This is a genomic window from Micromonospora sp. NPDC051925 (assembly GCF_044548625.1).
Classification (GTDB): domain Bacteria; phylum Actinomycetota; class Actinomycetes; order Mycobacteriales; family Micromonosporaceae; genus Micromonospora.
The window spans coordinates 47,907-67,184 of the sequence record NZ_JBIUCH010000028.1; the positions used below are offsets into that span (position 1 = coordinate 47,907).

The following is a 19,278-nucleotide window of genomic DNA, read 5'->3' on the forward strand; positions in this document are numbered from 1 at the left end:
GAGGCCGGGGCTACCGGCGCAGCTGGGCGACAGCGGTGGCGACGTCGATCACCGAATCCACTGGTATCGACGTGTCCTTCGAGGCTGTCAGCAGCGCACCGGTTGCCACGACGGTGACTGTCCCTTCCGGGAAGAGCACCTGCACGGAGCCCGCCTCGCCCAGGGTACTTGCCTGTTTCCCCAGGTTGATGCGCCCGCCGAGGGCAGTGGCGCGGGGGTCGTCGGTCGCACCCGGCAGCGCCGCCAGGTCGTCCTTGCTCCAGCCGGTTCGGTCGACGGTGATGCCGAGAGTCGCGTACTCGTCGAGGTTCGTGGAAGCGGACTTGACGGCCGCGTTGGTCCAGACGCACGAGGTGCTTGACGGGTCTTCCGCGGAGTCGTCGGCGGAGAACGAAAAGGCCTTGGTGATGGGGGCGGCCAGCGGCTCGATCTGCGCGCATCTGATGGCGTTGTCGGATTCCCCTGTTGTGGAAGGCGCATTGGATGCAGGCGCGGGAGTGCCGCCCAGTTCCCCGGTAGCCGCGTCGTCCGAGCTTCCGGAGCAGCCGGTGAGTGACCCGAGGCCCACGGTGACCAGCGCGGAAACAGCGGCAATTCGAGAGCGGCGCGAGATGGCTTTCATGAGGCGATGCTACGGCTCGCGTCTTGGCGAATCGCAGCAGGTCCAGGCCCAGTGAGCCTTCCGGCATAGGGGATTGGCCGCCGAGTGCGCTGTCCGGAATAAGTGTCAGTGAGCGGGAGTCGCCACGACGGGCGAGAGCAGTCGTATAGGGATGCGATATTCCCGATCGCCGTCGAAATCGGCGTCGGCCCAGGCGACCCCGCTCACCCCTGACAGCTCGATGGCTAACCGGTGATCACCGGCCAGGCGTAGGCCAGCAGGGCACACGCGGCCCCGAGCAGTGCGAGCGAGAAGCCCCGGGTGGGGAAGGGCAGCGCGGCGAGCACGAGCAGGATGACCGCGACGACATAGAGAAACGCCTGCACCGACATGGCACTCTCCTCGATGGTGGGCTGACGGGCGGTGCGATCTCTACCCCTGCCGGCCCGGTCGTGAAACCCGTGCCTGCCCGCTGGCCCGGCCCCTCGACCCACCGACCCCCTGACCGCCCACAACCTCGCTCGGTGGTGCGGCCATCGAACCGGCGTGATTCTTGCCGATGGTTCTGCCTGTTCTCGGGACTCCGGTGTCACTTGACTCATAGTCATGAAACGAACCCGGAAAGCGACCCTCCGCTCGGTTGTCGCCGGCGTGCTGATCGGCGCCACGGTGTTGGTCGGCCCGCTGACGGCGCCCTCGAACGCCGCGCCCAGTCAGCCGTTCGGCACGTCGACGGCCGAGAACGGCCGCTCCGTCCTCGACCTGATCCCGGCGCAGACCCGGGACCGGATGCTCGCCCAGGCCCCGCTCGTCGACGCCGCCAACGTCATCCGCACCGCCGTCGACGCCGGTGCGCCGCGCGGCTACGCCGGCATCGGGCTGGTGGACGACCACGTCACGCTCTGGTGGAAGGGCGCCCTGCCGAGCGACATCGCGGTGGCGGTGTCGACCGCTCGCCGCACCGCCCCCGTCGAGGTGGTCGAGGCGACCTACACCCGCAGCGAGCTGAAGAAGGCGGCGGCGAAGCTGGCCCCCGTCGTCGACGCCGACCCGACCGACGCCGCCCACGCCGTCCGGCTCCGTACCGACGGCTCCGGCATCGAGGTCGTCGTCGACTCGACCGCCGGCACGAAGCGACCGACGCTGCCGGCGACCGGGGTCAGCACCCGCACCGTCGTGCGGGACCGGATGATCGAGCGGTCCCGGTACAACGACTCCGCGCCGTACGACGGCGGGATCGGGATCGGCCTCACCACCTACGCCTGCACCGCCGGCTTCGGCGTCCGCAACCACACCACCAGCACGGGCTACCTGCTCACCGCGGAGCACTGCGGACCCATCGGCCAGCCCTGGCACGTCGCCTGGAACACGACCTCCAACACCGGGACGCTGGTCGGCTACTCGGTCGCCAGCAACGACGACCACGACACCATGCTGGTCTCGACCTCCTCACCGGGCGACCACATCTACGTCGGCGGGCAGAACGACGAGGTACGCGCCCAGGTGACCGGCTGGACCGAGGTGTTCCCCGGGCAGCTTCTCTGCCAGTCGGGATACACCTCGGCCGGCGAACTCGGCGGACCGGTCTGCAACCTGCGGGTCGACTTCCACTACGACGACATCGAGGACCTGGTCGAGGCCACCCAGCTCGACGACGACGAGGCGGCCCGGGGCGGCGACAGCGGCGGCCCGGTCTACTCGGTCAACGCCAACGGCACCGTCCTCGCCGCCGGCACCACCACCCGGTCGGCCGGCCCCGGCTTCGGCTTCCAGGACTTCGCCACCGCCCGGGACGACTACGGCGACATCCGGCCGGCGACCACCCTGGTGAGCACCTGCCGCGTGTCGTACGTGGTGACCAACTCCTGGGGCACCGGCTTCACCGCCAGCGTCACCGTCTACAACGACGGCCCGGCCGTCAACGGTTGGTCGCTCGGCTGGACCTTCCCCGGCAGCCAGCTGATCCAGGGCCACTGGAACGGCGTCTTCCAGCAGACCGCTGCCGCGGTCTCGGTGGCCAACGAGAACTTCAACGCCAACATCCCGACCGGCGGCGCGGTCAGCTTCGGCTTCACCGCCGACGGCTCTCCCACCACCCCGGCGCCCTTCACGCTCAACGGCACCACCTGTAACTGACCCACCCCGGCCCCCTGAACACCTCAGGGGCGGCGGCACCACGGGTTCCTGGTCACCCACCACGATCCGCGTGAACACCAGGTCGGGCCCCGCCGGTCACCCCGGCGGGGCCCGACGGTGCGGTGTCCGGTCCGCTGGAGGAGTCTCGTCGCCAGCGCCCACCCGGGACGACCACCGCCGTCTACAATCGACACCCATTCACCGCGTACCCCGTGAATCCGCGCCTGCTGCCCCGTCAGGCCCAGGCCCTCGCGGCAGGAGATCGCGGTGTTCGGTCCCGGGGTGGAAGAGGAGTTGCCGTGAGTACAGCGCGTCGTCTCATGCCGATCGCCCTTGCCCTGGCCCTGGCCGTGGTCCCGTCCCTCGACGCTGCCGCCCAGCCCAGCACTCGGCCCAGTCCCCAGCCCCAGCCCGCTCCCCAGCCCGACCACCGCCGCCTGCGCATCCTGATCACCAACGACGACGGTTGGATCGGACCGGGCGGATCGAGCACCCCACTGATCGTGGCGCTGCGCAATGCCCTCGTCGCCGACGGCCACGACGTGACGGTGTGCGCCCCGGCGACGAACCAGAGCGGCACCGGGACGTTGATCACCTATCCGACGGTGAACCTCGCCAATCCCGAACCCCGGGTGTGGACCGTGACGGGCACGCCCAGCGACGCGGTGATCGTCGGCCTCGACGCCCTGTTCCACAGCGAACCGCCCGACCTCGTGGTGTCCGGGATCAACCCCGGCGGGAACTACACCTCGGTCGCCAACCACTCCGGGACCGTCGGCGCAGCGATCGCCGCCCTCGAGAACGACGTTCCGGCGATCGCCGTCAGCATCGACGGCAAGACCCTCGACGAGTCGCTGGCGCTCAAGGACAGGGTCGCCGGGTACACGAGCGACGTCGTCGCGGCGCTCGCCCGCAACGCCGGTGGCCGTGCCCTCCTCCCCGAAGGCCTCGGCCTGAACATCAACTACCCGGGCAGCACCGCGGTCACCGGCACGAGCCTGACGCGCGTGGACCGGAACAGCTACCTCCGCTTCGGGTTCACCAACACCACCGGGGCGCTCGGCCAGCCCGGGACCTACGCCCTGACGATCGGCGGGCCCACGGGCACGCCTGCCCCCGGCAGCGACTGGAGCGCACTCCAGGCCGGCAGGATCAGCATCACCCCGTTCGACGCCGACCTCAGCGCGAACCCGCCCGGTGCGACCCGGGTGCGCTTCCTGGAACGCCTCAACCCCTGACGCTCCGGTTCTCCTTCAGCCAGCTTCCGTCCCGGGGGTCCGATCCGACGGATCGACGATCTGCTCGCCCCGCCGGCCCGACCGGGCCAGCGCCCCGGACATCGGTCGACGGTGCCGGCGTCAGCGCCTCACCCGCGGGTGCTGACGCCGGTCTCGGCGCGAAGCGTCGCCACTGGTCGGCGTGCCGGGCCGTTGCACCAGACCGGCGGGATGTGCCCCGTACGGCACCCTGCTCTCCGCCTGGCCGAAGCCCCCGGTCGATATTGCCGGAACGGGCACGGCGTGCTGGAATGGCTCACATCGCCGCAGCACGGGGGCAACCGTGCTGGGAACGGTGAGCACGGGAGCATCGCAGGCCGGCAACGCGCCGCCACGGCGGACGCGCATGCCCCGTCGCCGGGCCATCTCCACGACGACGGGCAGCAGGTCTCCCGCCGTACGTGTCCCCCCGTCACGCACTCCCGCGACTACCGAGCGTTCGGCCGCTGGCAGCCGGAGGCGTCCGGTGCGCCCTGTCGACGCACCCGCACGAGGTGAGCAACGTTCGTGCTGGCCCGGGAGAGTCCGTACCGGCCCCGCCCACGGGGTGGGAGCCAGACGTCCTGGAGGATGACCATGCGCAGTTTCCTCGCGGTGTTCGCCGCCGCCCTGATCCTCGGCACCACCGCCGGCAGCGTCCCGGCCGGCGCGTCCGGTGCCTCCCCGCGCTCGTGCACCCGAGGCATGCTCTTCTGCGAGGACTTCGAGCGGCTGCCTCCGGGCGGCCCCAGCACGCTGAACTGGGGCGTCGACACGCGCAGTGGCACGCTCACCGTCGAGCGTGCCCGCCACGGCAACCAGGTCCTGCACATCCACACGGTCGACAACGGGCGTGCCTTCCTGCGCGTCGACGACTTCGCCGCGCCGGGCAACCGCTTCTACGGTCGGATGCGGCTGCGCGTCGACGCCTTCCCCGCCGCCCCCGACTGGGCGCACTTCACGCTGGTGGAGGCGACCGGCGCCGGCAGTTCGGAGGTCGTCCGTCCGGTCGGCGGCCAGTACGCGCCCACGGTCCCCGGAGTCTTCTGGGGTGTGGGCGCGGACGGTGGCCCGACCGGCGACTGGACCAACTGGCGGGAGTCCGCCCCGGTCGCCGAGGACACCTGGCAGTGCTTCGAATGGAAGCTCGACCCGACGGACAACCGCGTCGCGGTGTGGATCGACGGGGTGGCGAACCCGGAACTGACCGCCTCCACCACCGCGCACGGCGGCAACGACGTCCCCTTCATCCTGCCGACGGTCGACACCGTGAAGATCGGCTGGCAGCTCTACCAGGGTGGTGCCACGCCGGGCGAGTTCGACCTCTGGATCGACGACATCGCCCTCTCCACCAGGCGGCTCGGCTGCTGACGTCGACCGTCACGTTCAGGGGTGCCGGTCTCGGTGTCGACCGACGTCGAGACCGGCACCCCTGTTCGCTCAGGTTCCTCCCGCGGGTCCGCGGTGACCGGCCGGGCGGCTCCGCTCAGGCGCAGCCGCGGTACTGCAACGAGGCGTCCTTCATGTACGCCCACAGCGCCAGGCCGTTCCAGTAGTCGTACGGCGGCTGGTCGTGCTCGCACCGTGCGTCACGCTGCCGGACCGCTCCTGCGGGAGGGGAAGGTCAGGGTGCCCCGGACAGGCAGGAAGCCCTTCCTGCCAGTTCCCGCTGGGCTCAGGGCGACGGTCGACCCGAAGGGGCAGGTTTCGGGCCGAGGTGGCTGCGCTCACCCTCGTGGTCGAGGATGCAGAGAACCTCGGCCGGGCCGTCGTGCGCCCCGAACGCGTGCGGGACCAGGGTGGAGAACTCGGCTGCCTCGTTCGTGCCGACGAGGATCGTCCGCTCGCCGAGGCGCAGCTCGATCGTGCCGGAGAGCACGATGAACCAGTCCCGCCCCGGGTGCACCCGCAGCTCCGTCGGTGCCTCGCGGGTGATCCGCATCTTGGCGACCGTCTGGTTGTTGTCGCGGGAGAGCAGCCAGGTGGTGATGCCGCGCTCCTCGTTGCAGTGCGGGCGGATCACCACGTCTTCGTCGGCATCCGACTCGACCAGCCGGTCGAGCGTGATGCCCAGTACCCGGGCGATCGTGGCGACCTGGTCCAGGGCGACCCGTCGGTGTCCGGTCTCGATGCGGCTGAGCGTGGAGGGGCTGATCAGGCAGCGACGGGCGAATTCATCCAGCGACCAGCCGCGCGCCACGCGCAGGCTGCGGATCCGTTGGCGGACCAGGGTCTCCAGATCCTTGTCTTGCTTCATAAGCAAGACAGTATGCCGATAGGGCATGGCCTGGCTACCGTGGCCGCATGCCACACGACCACTTGATCGAGCTGCTCGACCTCGACGCCGAGGTGCTGCACGAGTACTTCCACGACGTGATCGGCTGGGTCGGCCGCGAGGCCACCGGCCAGCCCCGCATCGTCGACCTCGGGGCCGGCAGCGGCACTGCCTCCATCGCCCTTGCCCGGGAACTGCCCGGCTCCACGGTCACCGCGGTCGACGTCTCCCCGGAGATGCTGGGCCACCTGCGTAGCCGCGCTGACGCCCTCGGTCTGGGCGATCGGATCGGCACTGTCGAAGCCGACCTCGACCAGCCCTGGCCCGACCTCGGGCCGGTCGACGTGATCTGGGCCGCCGCGTCGATGCACCACATGGCCGAGCCGGCGAACGCGCTCGCGTCGGCGTACGGCGCGCTGCGGTCGGGCGGGCTGTTGGTGATCGCCGAGCTGGACTCCTTTCCCCGCTTCCTCACCGGCACCATGGGCGAGGAAGCGGAGTTGCGCGGTCACGCCGAGGCGGCGAAGCGTCGGCACGAGGCAGGGCTGCACATGCACGAGAACTGGGGCGACCGGATGAGCCAGGCCGGCTTCGCCTCGGTGACCGAGCGGCACTTCGACATCGACCTGCGTCCGCCGCTGCCCGCCGCAACCACTCGCTACGCGCAGGTCTCGCTGAGCCGGATGTGCCACGGGCTGGAGGGGCGGCTCGCCTCCCGCGATCTCGCCACCCTTGAGGAGGCCATCGCGGGTCTGGCGGACCGGGAAGACCTCACCGTCCGCACCGAACGGACGGTCTGGCTGGCCCGCCGCTGACCTTCTGATCCGCGCCGGGCCGCCTCGTCGTCGGCGGGAAGGTCGAGGTGGCACGCCTCATCCCCGGGCTGCCTCGACCCACCAGAAACCGGCGTCCCGCGAGTTGTCGGATTGTCTCCCATCGCTATCTCCGCACGCTCCACTTCTGCTCGGCACGGACGGCACCAAGATGAGCAAGAGCCGGAACAAGCCATCACCCTGGCTGCCGACGTCGATGAGACCGCGCGCCTGATCAAGGGGGCCAAGACCGACTCGGAGCGGCACATCACCTACGACCCGGTCACCCGCCCCGAGGTGTCCTCGCTCCTGTTGCTGGCGGCCCGCTGCCAGAACCGGGCCCCGGAGCAGGTGGCCGCCGACATCGGCCCTGCGGGTGCCGCCGCGCTCAAGAAGGTCGTGACCGAGTCGGTCAACGAGTACCTGGCCCCGATCAGGGCACGCCGGACCGAGTACGGGCAGGATGCGGCTACCTCCGCGAGACGCTGCGCGAGGGCGACGAGCGTGCCAGAGCGGTGGCCGACGCCACTCTCGCCGAGGTGCGAGCCGCCATGAACACCTACTACTGACGCCGGTCACTTCCGCAGGTCGGCACCGGGAGCCGGGGCGAGGGTGGAGCCCGGAGAGGATGGATCCCGGAGTCGGGTGGGGCGGCGGGTCCTCCGGATCTCCGCCGCCCCGCCTCAACCGGGCCTCAGGGTTTGCGCGCCACCCCGCCGACGATGGTGTGGTAGGTGGCGGTCTGCCGAGTGTCTTCCTCACTGTCCGGATGCCACTCGGCCAGCGGGACCAGTCCGGGTGGCAGCAGCTCCAGGTCGCCGAAGAAGCCCAGGATCTCCTCGCGGGTACGCCACCGGCCGGTGCCGAGGGTTTCGTTGAACACCTTCTCCACCGCACGCGCCCGCTGCGAGACCTCCGGCTGGGCGTCGCCCGGGTCGTAGAAGTGCGAGATGGCCAGGTAGCTGCCGGAGGGCAGGGCGGCGATGAGCCGCCGGGCGACAGCAGCGGGGTCGTCGTCGTCGTGCAGGTGGTGCAGGATCGCCAGGAGCAGCAGCCCGACCGGCTGGTCGAAGTCGATCAGTTTACGGTCGTTGAGCTGTTCCAGCAGTTCCTCCGGCTGCCGGACGTCGGCCCCGACCACGGTGGTGGTCCGGGCGTCCGCGAGCAGGGCCCGGCCGTGCGCGAGCGCCATGGGGTCGTTGTCCACGTAGACCACCCGGGCGTCCGGGTCCACCTGATGGGCGATCTCGTGCACGTTGCCCCGGGTGGGCAGCCCGGAGCCGAGGTCGAGGAACTGGCGGATGCCGGCTTCGGCGGCCAGGTAGCGGACCGATCGGCGGAGGAAGGCCCGGCAGGCCCGCCCTGCCTCCGGGCCGTCCGGCGTGACCTGCATCGCCATCTGGGCGGCGTGTCGGTCGACCGCGAAGTTGTCCTTGCCGCCGAGATAGTAGTCGTACACCCGGGCGATGCTGGGCCGGGTGGTGTCGACGCCCGGCGGTGCCGCCTTGTCGCTCGTCAACGCTTTGATCCCTCCGAACAGGGCCATGGTTGGTCACATATTGGCGGGGAGACCACGACGCTCATGGCTGCCGAACCGATGCCGCCCCACGAGAGTGGGACGGATGTGCTCTGAGGGTAGATGAGCGGACTCCGCACGTCGATTCCGCTGGCACCGCAACTCCTGCAGGTAAACAGATGAGGAGACACCCGCCCGGAGCATCCGCGTACGCGGGGTGATGCGGCAGTGGCGTCGAGTGTGGAGGGTCGGGGCGGGGGATGCGGAAGGCGGCCCCGGCCAACCGGCCAGGGCCCTCGGCGGGAGGCCTTCCCGTGGAGTCGGGGTCTCCCGTCGGGTTTAGATATAGACCAACGTCTCGGTAGTGAGTTCGGGTCATCGCCTGGATTGACTGTTGGCAAACCCTGCGGGCCGGTGGTTCGTCACCTATGCTGCCCAATGGTACATCGATACAGCTAGATTGATGCCGTGCCACCCCGCGTCCGCCAACGACGGCGGGTCCGCTCGCTGATCGGAGTCCTCGATGGTCCTGCACCCAGCCGCCACCGCGCTGGCCAGCCTCGTCCTCGCCCTGCCCGCCGCCGTCCCGGTGGGCACCGCCGCCTCGTCCGTACCGCTTGTTCGGGCTGGTGATGTGAACGGTCACAGCAGCGCCGAACAGGCCGTCGGCACCTTGGCCGGGCCGCCCGGTGCCCCGCCCGGCGTCTGCCCGTCCGGCACCAGCTACGGCCCGCCGCTGCCGGCGACATCGGTCGTGGCCGCGAAGATCCGCAGTGGATTCTCGTTCCTCGAAGGGCCCGTCTGGCTCGCCGACCGGGGCTTCCTGCTGGTGTCCGACATGGGCGCGGCAACCGGGTCGGAGCGCGTCCAGCCGTCGACGATCCGACGGTTCACGCCGCCGGCGACCTTCGACACGTTTCTCGCCATCGCGGGCAGCAACGGACTCGCGCTCACCCCCGACGGGCAGCAACTCGTCGCCGCGACGCACGACCAGCGCAGCGTCTCGACGTACCGGATCGACGACCTGACCCGGGGCGTCGTCGCCACCAACTACCAGGGGCGGGCGTTCAACTCCCCGAACGACGTGGCGGTCCGTTCGGACGGCGTCGTCTACTTCACCGACCCCAACTTCCAGCGCGGCAACCGCCCCGACCAGATGAGCGGGCGGACCAGCGTCTTCCGCGTCTCGGGCGGCCAGGTGTCGCTGGTCGACGAGACGCTGCGACAGCCCAACGGCATCGCGCTCTCCCCGGACGGCACCACGCTCTACGTGGGGGCCTACGGCGAGAACAAGATCTACAAGTACGCCGTCCAGCCCGATGGCAGCACCGGTGCCCGCAGCGTGTTCGTCAGCTACGTGGGCGGCCCGGACGGCGCCACGATCGACTGCGCCGGAAACGTGTACTGGGCCTCCGGCGCCGACGGCCTGGTCCACGTGTACTCGCCCGCCGGCAACCAACTCGGCACGATCCGGGCCGGCTCCTCGGGCACGACCAACGTGGCGTTCGGCGGGTCCGACCGGCGGACCCTCTACGTCACCTCCGGCCCGACGAACGACTCCGGCCTGTACAGCGTGCGGCTCAACGTGCCCGGCTACCCGTACTGACCACCAGGTTCGACAGAAGGGACGCATCGCGTGCGAACCAGTCCTCGTCATCCCCGCCATCTCGTCGCCCTCGCCGTGCTGACCAGCGCCTGCACCGTCCTGGTCAGCGCACCCGCCACCGCCGGCCCGTCCGGGACGACGGCCGGCACGACGGCCACGACGGCTGCCGCCGGCCGGGGCCCGGCCGCCCCGCTCGCCGCCGACACCAGGCCGCCCACCGCGCCGACCAACCTGCGCAGCAGCAGGCTGACCTGCCAGTCCGTCACGCTCACCTGGTCCGCGTCCAGGGACGACGTCGGCGTCGCCTACTACGACATCTACCACGACGGCCAACTGGTCACCTCGGTCGCCGGCACCACGCTGACCGCCACGCTCACCGTCGCCCAGGGCGTCACCTGGGGCTGGTACGTCAACGCCCGGGACGCCGCCGGCAACGTGTCACAGGCCAGCGCCACGCTCAGCGTGACCCCGCCGTTCTGCCAGTCCGACACCCAACCGCCCACCACGCCGACCAACCTCGTCGCCACCGCCAACGGCACGGACGTGACCCTGACCTGGTCGGCCGCCACCGACAACGTCGCCGTCACCAGGTACGACGTCCTGCGCAACGGGGTGACGGTCGGCTCCGTCACCGGCACGGCCGCCAACCCGCCGGCGACCTCGTTCACCGACACCGGGCTGGCCGCCACCACCGACTACCGGTACACGGTCGTCGCCCGGGACGCGCAGGGCAACGCCTCGGCGGCGAGCAGCGCGGTGACCGTACGCACCGGATCGGCCTGCACCAGCGCGGTCTGCGGCACGACGGTGGTCACCACCGAGCGGGATCTGCCGTGGGGCCTGGTACAACTGCCCGACGGCACCGTCCTGTACGGGCGGCGCGACCTGTTCGACGTCGTCGCCATGAACCCCGACGGCACCAACAAGCGCAGCATCGGCACGGTGCCCAACGTCGCCGGCACCAACGGCGAGGGCGGGGTCCTCGGCCTGGCCGTGTCGTCGAGCTTCACCACCGACCGTTGGCTGTACATCTACCACACCACCACGACCGACAACCGGATCGTCCGCATCCGCTACGACGGCACCTTGCAGACCGGCACCGTGCAGGTGCTGGTCACCGGCATTCCGCGCAACAAGTACCACAACGGCGGGCGGCTGCGCTTCGGCCCCGACGGGATGCTCTACGCCGCCACCGGTGACGGGCAGAGCCCGGACCGCGCCCAGGACGTCAACGACCTGGGCGGCAAGGTGCTGCGGATCAGCCCCGACGGCAGGGTGCCGGCCGACAACCCCTTTGGCAACGCGGTGTGGAGCTACGGCCACCGCAACCCGCAGGGGCTGGCGTTCGACTCCCAGGGCCGGCTCTTCGAGCAGGAGTTCGGCAACAACGTCATGGACGAGACCAACATCATCGTCCGGGCCGGCAACTACGGGTGGCCGGCCTGCGAGGGCACGGTGGGCGACTGCGCCAACCCGAACTACGTCGCGCCCGTCCGCACCTACCCGGTCGCCGAGGGCTCGTGTAGCGGCATCGCCATCGTCCGCGACGTGCTGTACCTCGCCTGCCTGCGGGGCAACCGGATGTACCGGGCCGTGATCAGCGGAAACACGCTCACCGACGTGCAGCAGTACTTCGTCGGCACGTACAGCCGGCTGCGCACCGTCGAGCCGACCCTGGACGGAAACCTGTGGCTGACCACGAGCACCGGCGGCGACAAGGACAGCGTCCCGAACAACAGCAACGAGCGGATCCTCAAGGTGACCCTCGGCAGGTAGCCGCGGGCCGGCACGCCGCCGGCCCGGACCCACACCACCACCCCCGGTGAGGTCGTCGGCCGTCCGGTCGACGGCCTCACCGCACCACCCGTCCCCAGATCGGAGACCCTGCCCGTGAAACGTCTACTCAGGGCGGTGACGGCCGTCGTCAGCGCGGTCGTGCCGCTGCTCGCCATGACCGTGCTGATGACGGCACAGCCGGCCGCAGCGGCCTCGCTGACCCAGGTCACCAACTTCGGCAACAACCCGAGCGCCCTCAACATGTACCTCTACGTGCCCGACAACGTCGGGCCGAAGCCGGCGCTGCTGGTGCTGATCCACTACTGCGGGGGATCGGGGCCGGCGATCTTCAACGGCAACGGCCGCGACTACGTCACCGCCGCCGACCGGTACGGCTACGTGATCGTGGTGCCGGAGGTGACCCGGAGCAGCAAGTGCTTCGACGTGTACTCGCCGCAGGGGCTGCGGCGCGGCGGCGGAAGCGACTCGGACGGCATCATCTCGATGGTCAACTACGCCAAGCAGCAGCACAACGTCGACCCGGCCCGGGTGTACGTCAGCGGGTTCTCCTCCGGGGCGATGATGACCAACGTGATGGCGGCGCAGTATCCGGACGTGTTCGCTGCGGGATCGGCGTTCAGCGGTGTGCCGGCCACCTGTTTCGCGACCGGCAGCAGCACCAACACCTGGAACAGCCAGTGCGCCGGTGGCCAGCTCACCAAGACCGCCCAGCAGTGGGGCGACGCCGCCCGCGCGATGTATCCCGGCTACACCGGCCGGTATCCCCGGATGCAGTTCTGGCACGGGACAACCGACACCACGCTGTCGTACGTGAACTTCGGCGAAGAGATCAAGCAGTGGACCAACCTGCAGGGGGTGAGCCAGACCCCGGTGTTCACCGACCGTCCGCAGTCGAACTGGACCCGGACCCGGTACGGCGACAGTGGCACCCGGGCGACGATCGAGGGCATCAGCATCAGCGGGGTGGGGCACGAGCTGCCGCAGGCCGGCCAGATCGCGTACGCCATCTCCTTCCTCGGCCTCGACGGCGCCTCCACCACGCCGACCCCGTCACCGACCACGCCGACGGCCGGGGTCGCCGTGGTGGGGGGTCAGTCGGGCCGCTGCCTGGACGTGCCGAACGCCAGTACCACCAACGGCGTCCAGACGCAGCTGTGGGACTGCACCGGCGGCACCGGGCAGCGGTGGACCTACACGTCGGGCCGGCAGCTGACGGTGTACGGCAACAAGTGCCTGGATGCCAGCGGAGCGGGCACCAGCAACGGCACCCAGGTGATCATCTGGGACTGTCACGGTGGTGCCAACCAGCAGTGGAACGTCAACACCAACGGCACCATCACCAACGCGCAGTCCGGACTGTGCCTGGACGCCAACGCGGCGGGCACCGGCAACGGCACCAAGACCATCCTCTGGTCCTGCAACGGTCAGGCCAACCAGCGGTGGACGCTGCGGAGCTGACCACGTCGGAGCGGCGGCTACCCCCGCTGGACAACACGACCCCGCTGACCGCCTTCACCCACGTCGGTGGCACGGGTAACAACACGGCGACCTGGAACCCGACCCTGGTGGTCAACGTTCCACTGGACTCGCAGGCCGGCATCTCCCCCGGAACGGTGACGCATTCGGTGGCGTGAGCGGTGGGTCCGGTCGGCCGTGCGGGTCGTACCGGTGCTGCTGTGCCTCGCTGGTCTGGGCCCTGTCGCCCAGGCCAGCGAGGCCGCGCCTGATCCGGACGAGGGCAGCATCGGGATCCAACTGGGGTATCCGCGTCTATCTGAGCGTCGGCGCGGGCGGCGAACCGCCGTCCGACTTCAGCATTGGTGAGTCCGTCCCGGCCCGGGATGCGGACGGCGTGCCCTCGGTCGCCATCGGGTCGACAACACCGGCCAGCGGGCGTTGGACCTGACCGGGAAGGTCAACCTCTTGTGGTCACCCGCCGTCGGCGTACCGCCGTGGGCCGGTTGTCCACGGCACTGCTCCTGGCCTGCGTGACCACGCTGCTGGTCGATGTGGTCGCACCCGTGAGCGCGAGAGCGGAAACCGTGCCGGTACCGCTCGGCTCCGCCGCCGACTTCGCGATCCTCGCCAGCACGACCGTGACGAACACCGGATCCTCCGTGGTCACCGGTGACGTCGGCGTGAGCCCGGGTACCTCAGTGACCGGTTTCCCTCCCGGTCAGATCAACGGTGCGGTCCACGTGAACGACGGCCCCGCCGCGCAGGCACAGACCGACCTGACCATCGCGTACGACAATGCCGTGGCGCGGACCACCACCGACACCATCTCAGGTGATCTCGGTGGCAGCACCAGGACCACCGGCGTGTACAGCTCCGTCGGGGGCACCTTCGGGATCGCCGGCACCCTGACCCTCTACGCCGGTGGTGTCGTCTCGGCCAACCTGGGGTCGGTGACGGTGACCGACGACCGTCTGCTCTCGGCCGCTGCCTGGACGGCGACGGTCGTCGCGACGGACTTCGTCACCACCGGCAGCCCGGTACGGACTGACCAACGCCTTCGCGCACCTCGCCCGTCGTATTCACCAGAACCACAGCAGGCCGTGCCCACCGGGCCGACCAGAGGGTTGACGGCTGCCGAATCAGCGACAAAAATTTACAAGTATCGTTGTTATCGTTAACATTCGGGGTGGTGTCGCCGGCATCGGCTCGACCATTCATGGGAGAAAGCTATGCGAACAAGGGCAAGATGGCTCGCGGCGCTCGCCGCACTCGGCGTCATGGTCGCCGGGGTGGTGACACCGACCGGGCCGGCCAACGCGGAGTCCAACGGCGGGGTGCGGGTGATGCCGCTCGGTGACTCCATCACCGAGGGCACCCAGGTGCCGGGCGGGTACCGCATCGGCCTCTGGCAGCGCCTCGCCAGCGGCCGGTACACGATCGACTTCGTCGGGTCGCAGTTCAACGGGCCGGCCAGCCTGGGTGACCACGACCACCAGGGGCATCCCGGCTGGCGTATCGACCAGATCGACGCGAACATCGTCGGCTGGCTGAACACCCAACGGCCGCAGACCGTCCTGTTGCACATCGGCACCAACGACATCCTGCAGAACTACAACGTGAGCACCGCGCCGAACCGGCTCTCCACCCTGATCGACCGGATCACCGCCACCGTGCCCACCGCAGAGGTGTTCGTCGCGCAGCTCATCCCGCTCTCCAACAGCAACCAGGAGGCGGCCGTACGCACCTTCAACGCGGCGATCCCCGGCATCGTGCAGGGCAAGGTGAGCGCCGGGAAGCGGGTGCACCTGGTCGACATGCACAGCGCCCTCACCACCGCCGACCTGATCGACGGCATCCACCCCACGTCCGGCGGCTACGACAAGATGGCCGCCCGCTGGTACAGCGCGTTGCAGTCGGTGTCCGGCAGCATCGGCAACCCGGGCAGCGGCAGCGGACAGACCACCACGATCGTGGGCAACCCGTCCGGGCGGTGCCTCGACGTACCCGGCTCTGCCACGACCAACGGCCTCCAGGTGCAACTGTGGGACTGCCACGGCGGCACCAACCAGCAGTGGACGTACACCTCCGGCCGGGCGCTCACCGTCTACGGCAACAAGTGCCTGGACGCGGCGGGCTACGGCACCACCCCGGGCACCCAGGTCACCATCTACGACTGCCACGGCGGAACGAACCAGCAGTGGAACGTCAACGCCAACGGCACCATCACCGGTGTGCAGTCCGGTCTCTGCCTGGACGCCTACAACGCGGGCACCGCCAACGGCACGAAGCTCGTGCTGTGGACCTGCAGCGGGCAGACCAACCAGCAGTGGAGCCGCCGGTAGCTCGCGTGGTCGCGCCGGCCGGTCGGCTCGTCCGCCGGCCCGGCGCGGCACCGGTGTGACCGCCCGCCGCGGGCACCCCGGCATCGGTGACCGATCCCAGGAAACGGTCGTGGGACGCCCCGGACCGGCACCTCCACCACCGAGTACGGGCCCGCCTGACCGAAGGAGAAGCGAGAAGTGAAGCTGCCAACAGATCAAGCCCCGACATCGGGGACCGCGCCCCGGGCCCCGTCCGTCCGTCGATCCGGCATCGCGAGATGGCTGACGGCCGGGCTCGCGGTGGTCCTCGGCCTGACCATGTCGACGACCACGCAGTACGCGGCGGCGGCGGACAGCCCGTACCAGCGGGGTCCGGACCCGACCCTGGCCAGTGTGGCCGCCACCCGGGGACCGTTCGCCACGACGCAGGCGACCGTGCCGGCGGGTAACGGCTTCAACGGCGGGTACGTCTACTACCCGACCGACACCAGCCTGGGCACCTGGGGCGCGGTGGCGATCGTTCCCGGCTACTCGGCCCTGTTCGCCAACGAGGAAGCCTGGATGGGCCCCTGGCTGGCGTCCTTCGGATTCGTGGTGATCGGGATCGAGACCAACAGCCGCACCGACGGGGCCGACGCCCGCGCCACCCAGCTGCTCGCGGCGCTGGACTACCTCACCCGGTCCAGCCCGGTCCGCAGCCGGGTGGATGCCAACCGGCTGGGCGTGATGGGCCACTCCGCGGGCGGGGCCGGAACCCTCCTGGCGGCGCTGCGGCGGCCGTCGCTGAAGACCGCGGTCGGTCTCGCGCCCGGCACGCCCGGCAACAACCTGAACATGTCCACCACCCAGGTCCCCACCATGCTCCTGTCGGGCCAGAACGACGGCACCGTCACGCCCTCCTACGTGCAGGGCATCTACAACACGCTGCCCGCCGGTGTGGAGCATGCCTGGGCGGAGCTGGCCGGCAACGACCACCTCTCGTTCACCCGGTCGAACCCGACCGAGATGCGGCTCCTGATCCCCTGGCTCAAGACCTTCCTGGACAACGACACCCGTTACACCCAGTTCCTCTGCCCGTTGGCGGACAGCACCGGCGTCTCGCGGTACAGCGCCACCTGCCCCCTGGTGCCGCCGGGCGGGCCGACGACGCCGCCCACCACCCCGCCGCCGACGAGCACGCCGACCACCCCGCCCCCCACGACCACCCCGCCACCCACCACCCCGCCGACCACCCCGCCACCCGGCGGCGCCGCCTGCACCGCCACCTACCGCACCGTCAACTCGTGGTCCGGCGGATTCCAGGGCGAGGTCACGGTGACCGCCGGCAGCGCCGCCGTCAACGGCTGGACCGTCCGCTGGGAGCTGGGTGGCGGCCAGAGCATCAGCCAGATCTGGAACGGCACCCTGAGCACCAGCGGCTCGACCGCGACCGTGAGCAACGTCTCCTACAACGGCGCGATCGGCTCGGGCAGCTCGACGACCTTCGGCTTCCTCGGCTCCGGAACGCCCACCAGTCCGGCACCGACCTGCACCGGCGCATGACCGGAGGCCGCCCACCTGGACGTCAGGTGGGCGGCCTCTTCGTGCCGGTTGCGGGCCATCCCCTGCCCAGCCTCAGCTCCAGGTGCCGGCGTTGACGAGCTTCCTATGCTGGGTGGTCCCGCCCCAGCAGGTGCCCTGCACGACCTGCGCGCCGTGGGCGGTGCTGGCGTTCGTCACGTCCAGACACCGGTCACTGTGCCGGGCCCGGAACTCGTAGTAGTCCACTGGCAGGGTGCTGCGCGCCGCTGCGGCCTGCGCCTCTGCCACTTCGGACCTCCATGCTGATGCGCGTGCATGCTGTCCGACGGATTCCCGGACACCACTGCCGAACACCGAACCGGGCTCAGGCTCAGGCTCAGGTGAATTTGTCGACGAAATCCGCGGGACATTGATCGTTGGACGCGATCCATCCGTGTAGGACGACGTGGGCGCAGTCGCGCCTGCCTGAACGGAGGAATCGGATGCTCAACACGTCTCGCTCCCGGGTTCGGGCGCTCGCTGTCGTCGGCATGGCAGGTGTCGTGGCGGCGCTCGGCGCGGTGACCCATCAGGCGTCCGCTGCCGAGGTGGCCGCGCCGGCCGCCGTCGGCCCCGACGCCCGCCGGGTCGACATTCCGCGCATCGCCCCGGCAATCAAGCCGCCGGCGGGTGCCCGCCCCGTCGGCGCGTACGTGGTGACCCGTGGAACACAGACCTACACGTGTGCCGGCGGCGTGTTCACCGGCGCGTCCGTGCCGGAAGCCCAGTTGATCGGCACCGGCGGCCGGGTCCACCACTTCAAGGGCCCGACTTGGCAGTCCGAGCGCGACGGCTCCCTGGTCACGGCGAAGAAGACCGCGGAGAGCGCCCGTCCGGGGACGATCCCCGAGCTGCTGCTGACGGTGGACACCCACTCCGGCACCGGCATCCTCAGCAACGTCTCGTACATCAGCCGCCTGCTGACCTCCGGCGGGGCCGCCCCGACCGGTGCCTGCACCGACGGGGCGACGAAGGCCGTGCCGTACGGCGCGGTCTACGTCTTCTGGGCCGCGAAGCGGTAGCCGTCTCGCCCCGGTGCCCGCCTGCCGTTCGGCGGGTGCCGGGGACGGCCGGCGGACCTGCCCGACGTCGATCGGTCCTCTGTGGACGGCCGTCGGATCGCCGGTCGGCCGGTGTGGACAAGGTGCACAGCTGATCCACAGCCGACGCCGAGGTCACTTTCCAGAATGCCCCGTATGAACAGGGTGTGACTTCCCGAATGCCCAGGGTGCTCGTCGTGGACGACGAACCCCACATCCGTACGCTGCTCTCGGCGAGGCTGGGGATGCTGGAGTTCGACGTCCGGGTGGCGTCCGGTGGTCGGGAGGCGTTGGTCGTGGCGGAAGCCTTCGACCCGCACCTGGTGGTGCTCGAGGTGATGCTCCCGGACCTGGACGGCTTCCAGGTCGCGCGGAGTCTGCGTTCCGGCCCGGGGCCGGGCGTGCCGGTGCTGTTCCTCACCGCCCGCGACGCGCTGGAGGACCGGATCGCCGGGCTCTCCGTGGGCGCGGACGACTACGTCACCAAGCCGTTCAGCCTGGAGGAGTTGGTGCTGCGGGTTCGGGCGATCATCCGACGCACCCGGACGGATCAGGGTGTGGAGCGCAGCGGGCGACTGCGCTATGCCGACCTGGAGCTGGACGAGGACGCCCACGAGGTGCGCCGGGGCGGCCAGTTGGTGGACCTGTCGCCCACCGAGTTCAACCTGCTGCGGGAACTGCTCGCCAACGCGGGTCGGGTGGTCAGCAAGGCGGAGCTCATGGACCGGGTGTGGAACTACCACTTCGGGGGCAACGGCCGGATCGTCGAGTCGTACGTCTACTGCCTGCGTAAGAAGATCGACCGGTGGGATCCGCCGCTGATCCACACCGTCCGGGGTGCCGGCTACGCGCTGCGGTTGCCTCGCGGTGGGGCCCCGCCGAACCCCTGATCCGGCCCCG

At 70.4% G+C, this 19,278-nt stretch carries 19 protein-coding genes; 14 read left to right on the forward strand and 5 right to left on the reverse strand.

The features are described 5' to 3' along the window. Positions 1-10: 10 nt before the first annotated feature. Both ACIG87_RS28995 and ACIG87_RS29000 read right to left on the reverse strand, forming a co-directional pair. Positions 11-622, reverse strand: coding sequence for a hypothetical protein (locus ACIG87_RS28995; protein ID WP_396854788.1), 612 nt, complete (start codon positions 620-622; stop codon positions 11-13). A gap of 224 nt (positions 623-846) precedes the next feature. Further along, a complete protein-coding gene (locus ACIG87_RS29000; protein WP_396854789.1) occupies positions 847-993 on the reverse strand; it encodes a hypothetical protein in 147 nt (48 codons plus the stop codon). Positions 994-1,207: 214 nt separating this feature from the next. On the opposite strand from ACIG87_RS29000, the gene ACIG87_RS29005 reads away from it, so the two are divergent. The 3 genes from ACIG87_RS29005 (at position 1,208) to ACIG87_RS29015 (ending at position 5,364) form a co-directional block, all read left to right on the forward strand. After that, positions 1,208-2,737: a cellulose binding domain-containing protein gene (locus ACIG87_RS29005; RefSeq protein ID WP_396854790.1), complete on the forward strand. Its 1,530-nt coding sequence runs from the start codon at positions 1,208-1,210 to the stop codon at positions 2,735-2,737. A 299-nt stretch (positions 2,738-3,036) separates the two neighbouring features. Further along, a complete protein-coding gene (gene surE / locus ACIG87_RS29010; protein ID WP_396854791.1) occupies positions 3,037-3,975 on the forward strand; it encodes a 5'/3'-nucleotidase SurE in 939 nt (312 codons plus the stop codon). Positions 3,976-4,590: 615 nt separating this feature from the next. Then, positions 4,591-5,364: a hypothetical protein gene (locus tag ACIG87_RS29015; RefSeq protein ID WP_396854792.1), complete on the forward strand. Its 774-nt coding sequence runs from the start codon at positions 4,591-4,593 to the stop codon at positions 5,362-5,364. Between the two features lie 304 nt (positions 5,365-5,668). Here ACIG87_RS29015 and ACIG87_RS29020 read toward each other — a convergent pair whose 3' ends face one another. Continuing rightward, the gene (locus ACIG87_RS29020) at positions 5,669-6,250 is read right to left on the reverse strand and encodes a helix-turn-helix domain-containing protein (RefSeq protein WP_396854793.1); all 582 of its coding nucleotides are present in this window, start codon (positions 6,248-6,250) and stop codon (positions 5,669-5,671) included. A 47-nt stretch (positions 6,251-6,297) separates the two neighbouring features. Between ACIG87_RS29020 and ACIG87_RS29025 the strand changes: the two genes are divergently transcribed. Together ACIG87_RS29025 and ACIG87_RS29030 are read left to right on the forward strand one after the other, a co-directional pair. Next, positions 6,298-7,083, forward strand: coding sequence for a class I SAM-dependent methyltransferase (locus ACIG87_RS29025; RefSeq protein ID WP_396854794.1), 786 nt, complete (start codon positions 6,298-6,300; stop codon positions 7,081-7,083). A gap of 111 nt (positions 7,084-7,194) precedes the next feature. Further along, entirely contained in the window at positions 7,195-7,635 is a 441-nt protein-coding gene (locus tag ACIG87_RS29030; protein ID WP_396854795.1) for a hypothetical protein, read from the forward strand. Positions 7,636-7,774: 139 nt separating this feature from the next. Here the strand turns inward: ACIG87_RS29030 and ACIG87_RS29035 are convergent, their stop codons facing one another. Beyond that, a complete protein-coding gene (locus ACIG87_RS29035) occupies positions 7,775-8,599 on the reverse strand; it encodes an SAM-dependent methyltransferase (RefSeq protein WP_396854796.1) in 825 nt (274 codons plus the stop codon). Between the two features lie 520 nt (positions 8,600-9,119). Here ACIG87_RS29035 and ACIG87_RS29040 point away from each other — a divergent pair. From ACIG87_RS29040 to ACIG87_RS29070, 7 genes are all read left to right on the forward strand, one after another. Next, the gene (locus ACIG87_RS29040; protein ID WP_396854797.1) at positions 9,120-10,202 is read left to right on the forward strand and encodes an SMP-30/gluconolactonase/LRE family protein; all 1,083 of its coding nucleotides are present in this window, start codon (positions 9,120-9,122) and stop codon (positions 10,200-10,202) included. Between the two features lie 30 nt (positions 10,203-10,232). After that, positions 10,233-11,978: a PQQ-dependent sugar dehydrogenase gene (locus ACIG87_RS29045; RefSeq protein ID WP_396854798.1), complete on the forward strand. Its 1,746-nt coding sequence runs from the start codon at positions 10,233-10,235 to the stop codon at positions 11,976-11,978. Positions 11,979-12,164: 186 nt separating this feature from the next. After that, positions 12,165-13,457, forward strand: coding sequence for a PHB depolymerase family esterase (locus ACIG87_RS29050; protein ID WP_396854820.1), 1,293 nt, complete (start codon positions 12,165-12,167; stop codon positions 13,455-13,457). Next, a complete protein-coding gene (locus ACIG87_RS29055; protein WP_396854799.1) occupies positions 13,439-13,633 on the forward strand; it encodes a hypothetical protein in 195 nt (64 codons plus the stop codon). The genes ACIG87_RS29050 and ACIG87_RS29055 overlap by 19 nt, the downstream gene beginning before the upstream one ends. A gap of 291 nt (positions 13,634-13,924) precedes the next feature. Beyond that, on the forward strand, positions 13,925-14,635 hold the full coding sequence (locus tag ACIG87_RS29060; RefSeq protein ID WP_396854800.1) for an ice-binding family protein: 711 nt from the start codon (positions 13,925-13,927) through the stop codon (positions 14,633-14,635). 51 nt (positions 14,636-14,686) lie between these two features. Next, complete coding sequence (locus tag ACIG87_RS29065) at positions 14,687-15,799, forward strand: RICIN domain-containing protein (RefSeq protein WP_396854801.1); 1,113 nt, start codon at positions 14,687-14,689, stop codon at positions 15,797-15,799. Between the two features lie 297 nt (positions 15,800-16,096). Further along, positions 16,097-17,320, forward strand: a complete 1,224-nt coding sequence (locus ACIG87_RS29070) for a cellulose binding domain-containing protein (protein ID WP_396854802.1) — start codon at positions 16,097-16,099, stop codon at positions 17,318-17,320. A gap of 72 nt (positions 17,321-17,392) precedes the next feature. Here the strand turns inward: ACIG87_RS29070 and ACIG87_RS29075 are convergent, their stop codons facing one another. Continuing rightward, the gene (locus ACIG87_RS29075) at positions 17,393-17,587 is read right to left on the reverse strand and encodes an RICIN domain-containing protein (RefSeq protein ID WP_396854803.1); all 195 of its coding nucleotides are present in this window, start codon (positions 17,585-17,587) and stop codon (positions 17,393-17,395) included. Between the two features lie 194 nt (positions 17,588-17,781). Between ACIG87_RS29075 and ACIG87_RS29080 the strand changes: the two genes are divergently transcribed. Together ACIG87_RS29080 and ACIG87_RS29085 are read left to right on the forward strand one after the other, a co-directional pair. Next, on the forward strand, positions 17,782-18,360 hold the full coding sequence (locus ACIG87_RS29080; protein WP_396854804.1) for a DUF3455 domain-containing protein: 579 nt from the start codon (positions 17,782-17,784) through the stop codon (positions 18,358-18,360). 197 nt (positions 18,361-18,557) lie between these two features. Continuing rightward, positions 18,558-19,268, forward strand: coding sequence for a response regulator transcription factor (locus ACIG87_RS29085; protein WP_396854805.1), 711 nt, complete (start codon positions 18,558-18,560; stop codon positions 19,266-19,268). The last annotated feature ends 10 nt before the right edge of the window (positions 19,269-19,278 follow it).

What these genes read in the sequence shown, in the direction of transcription:
- ACIG87_RS28995 (WP_396854788.1), bottom strand. Translation starts at nt 622, where the DNA reads ATGAAAGCCATCTCGCGCCGCTCTCGAATTGCCGCTGTTTCCGCGCTG.
- ACIG87_RS29000 (WP_396854789.1), bottom strand. Translation starts at nt 993, where the DNA reads ATGTCGGTGCAGGCGTTTCTCTATGTCGTCGCGGTCATCCTGCTCGTG.
- ACIG87_RS29005 (WP_396854790.1), top strand. Translation starts at nt 1,208, where the DNA reads ATGAAACGAACCCGGAAAGCGACCCTCCGCTCGGTTGTCGCCGGCGTG.
- ACIG87_RS29015 (WP_396854792.1), top strand. Translation starts at nt 4,591, where the DNA reads ATGCGCAGTTTCCTCGCGGTGTTCGCCGCCGCCCTGATCCTCGGCACC.
- ACIG87_RS29020 (WP_396854793.1), bottom strand. Translation starts at nt 6,250, where the DNA reads ATGAAGCAAGACAAGGATCTGGAGACCCTGGTCCGCCAACGGATCCGC.
- ACIG87_RS29025 (WP_396854794.1), top strand. Translation starts at nt 6,298, where the DNA reads ATGCCACACGACCACTTGATCGAGCTGCTCGACCTCGACGCCGAGGTG.
- ACIG87_RS29040 (WP_396854797.1), top strand. Translation starts at nt 9,120, where the DNA reads ATGGTCCTGCACCCAGCCGCCACCGCGCTGGCCAGCCTCGTCCTCGCC.
- ACIG87_RS29050 (WP_396854820.1), top strand. Translation starts at nt 12,165, where the DNA reads ATGACGGCACAGCCGGCCGCAGCGGCCTCGCTGACCCAGGTCACCAAC.
- ACIG87_RS29065 (WP_396854801.1), top strand. Translation starts at nt 14,687, where the DNA reads ATGCGAACAAGGGCAAGATGGCTCGCGGCGCTCGCCGCACTCGGCGTC.
- ACIG87_RS29070 (WP_396854802.1), top strand. Translation starts at nt 16,097, where the DNA reads ATGTCGACGACCACGCAGTACGCGGCGGCGGCGGACAGCCCGTACCAG.
- ACIG87_RS29080 (WP_396854804.1), top strand. Translation starts at nt 17,782, where the DNA reads ATGCTCAACACGTCTCGCTCCCGGGTTCGGGCGCTCGCTGTCGTCGGC.
- ACIG87_RS29085 (WP_396854805.1), top strand. Translation starts at nt 18,558, where the DNA reads ATGCCCAGGGTGCTCGTCGTGGACGACGAACCCCACATCCGTACGCTG.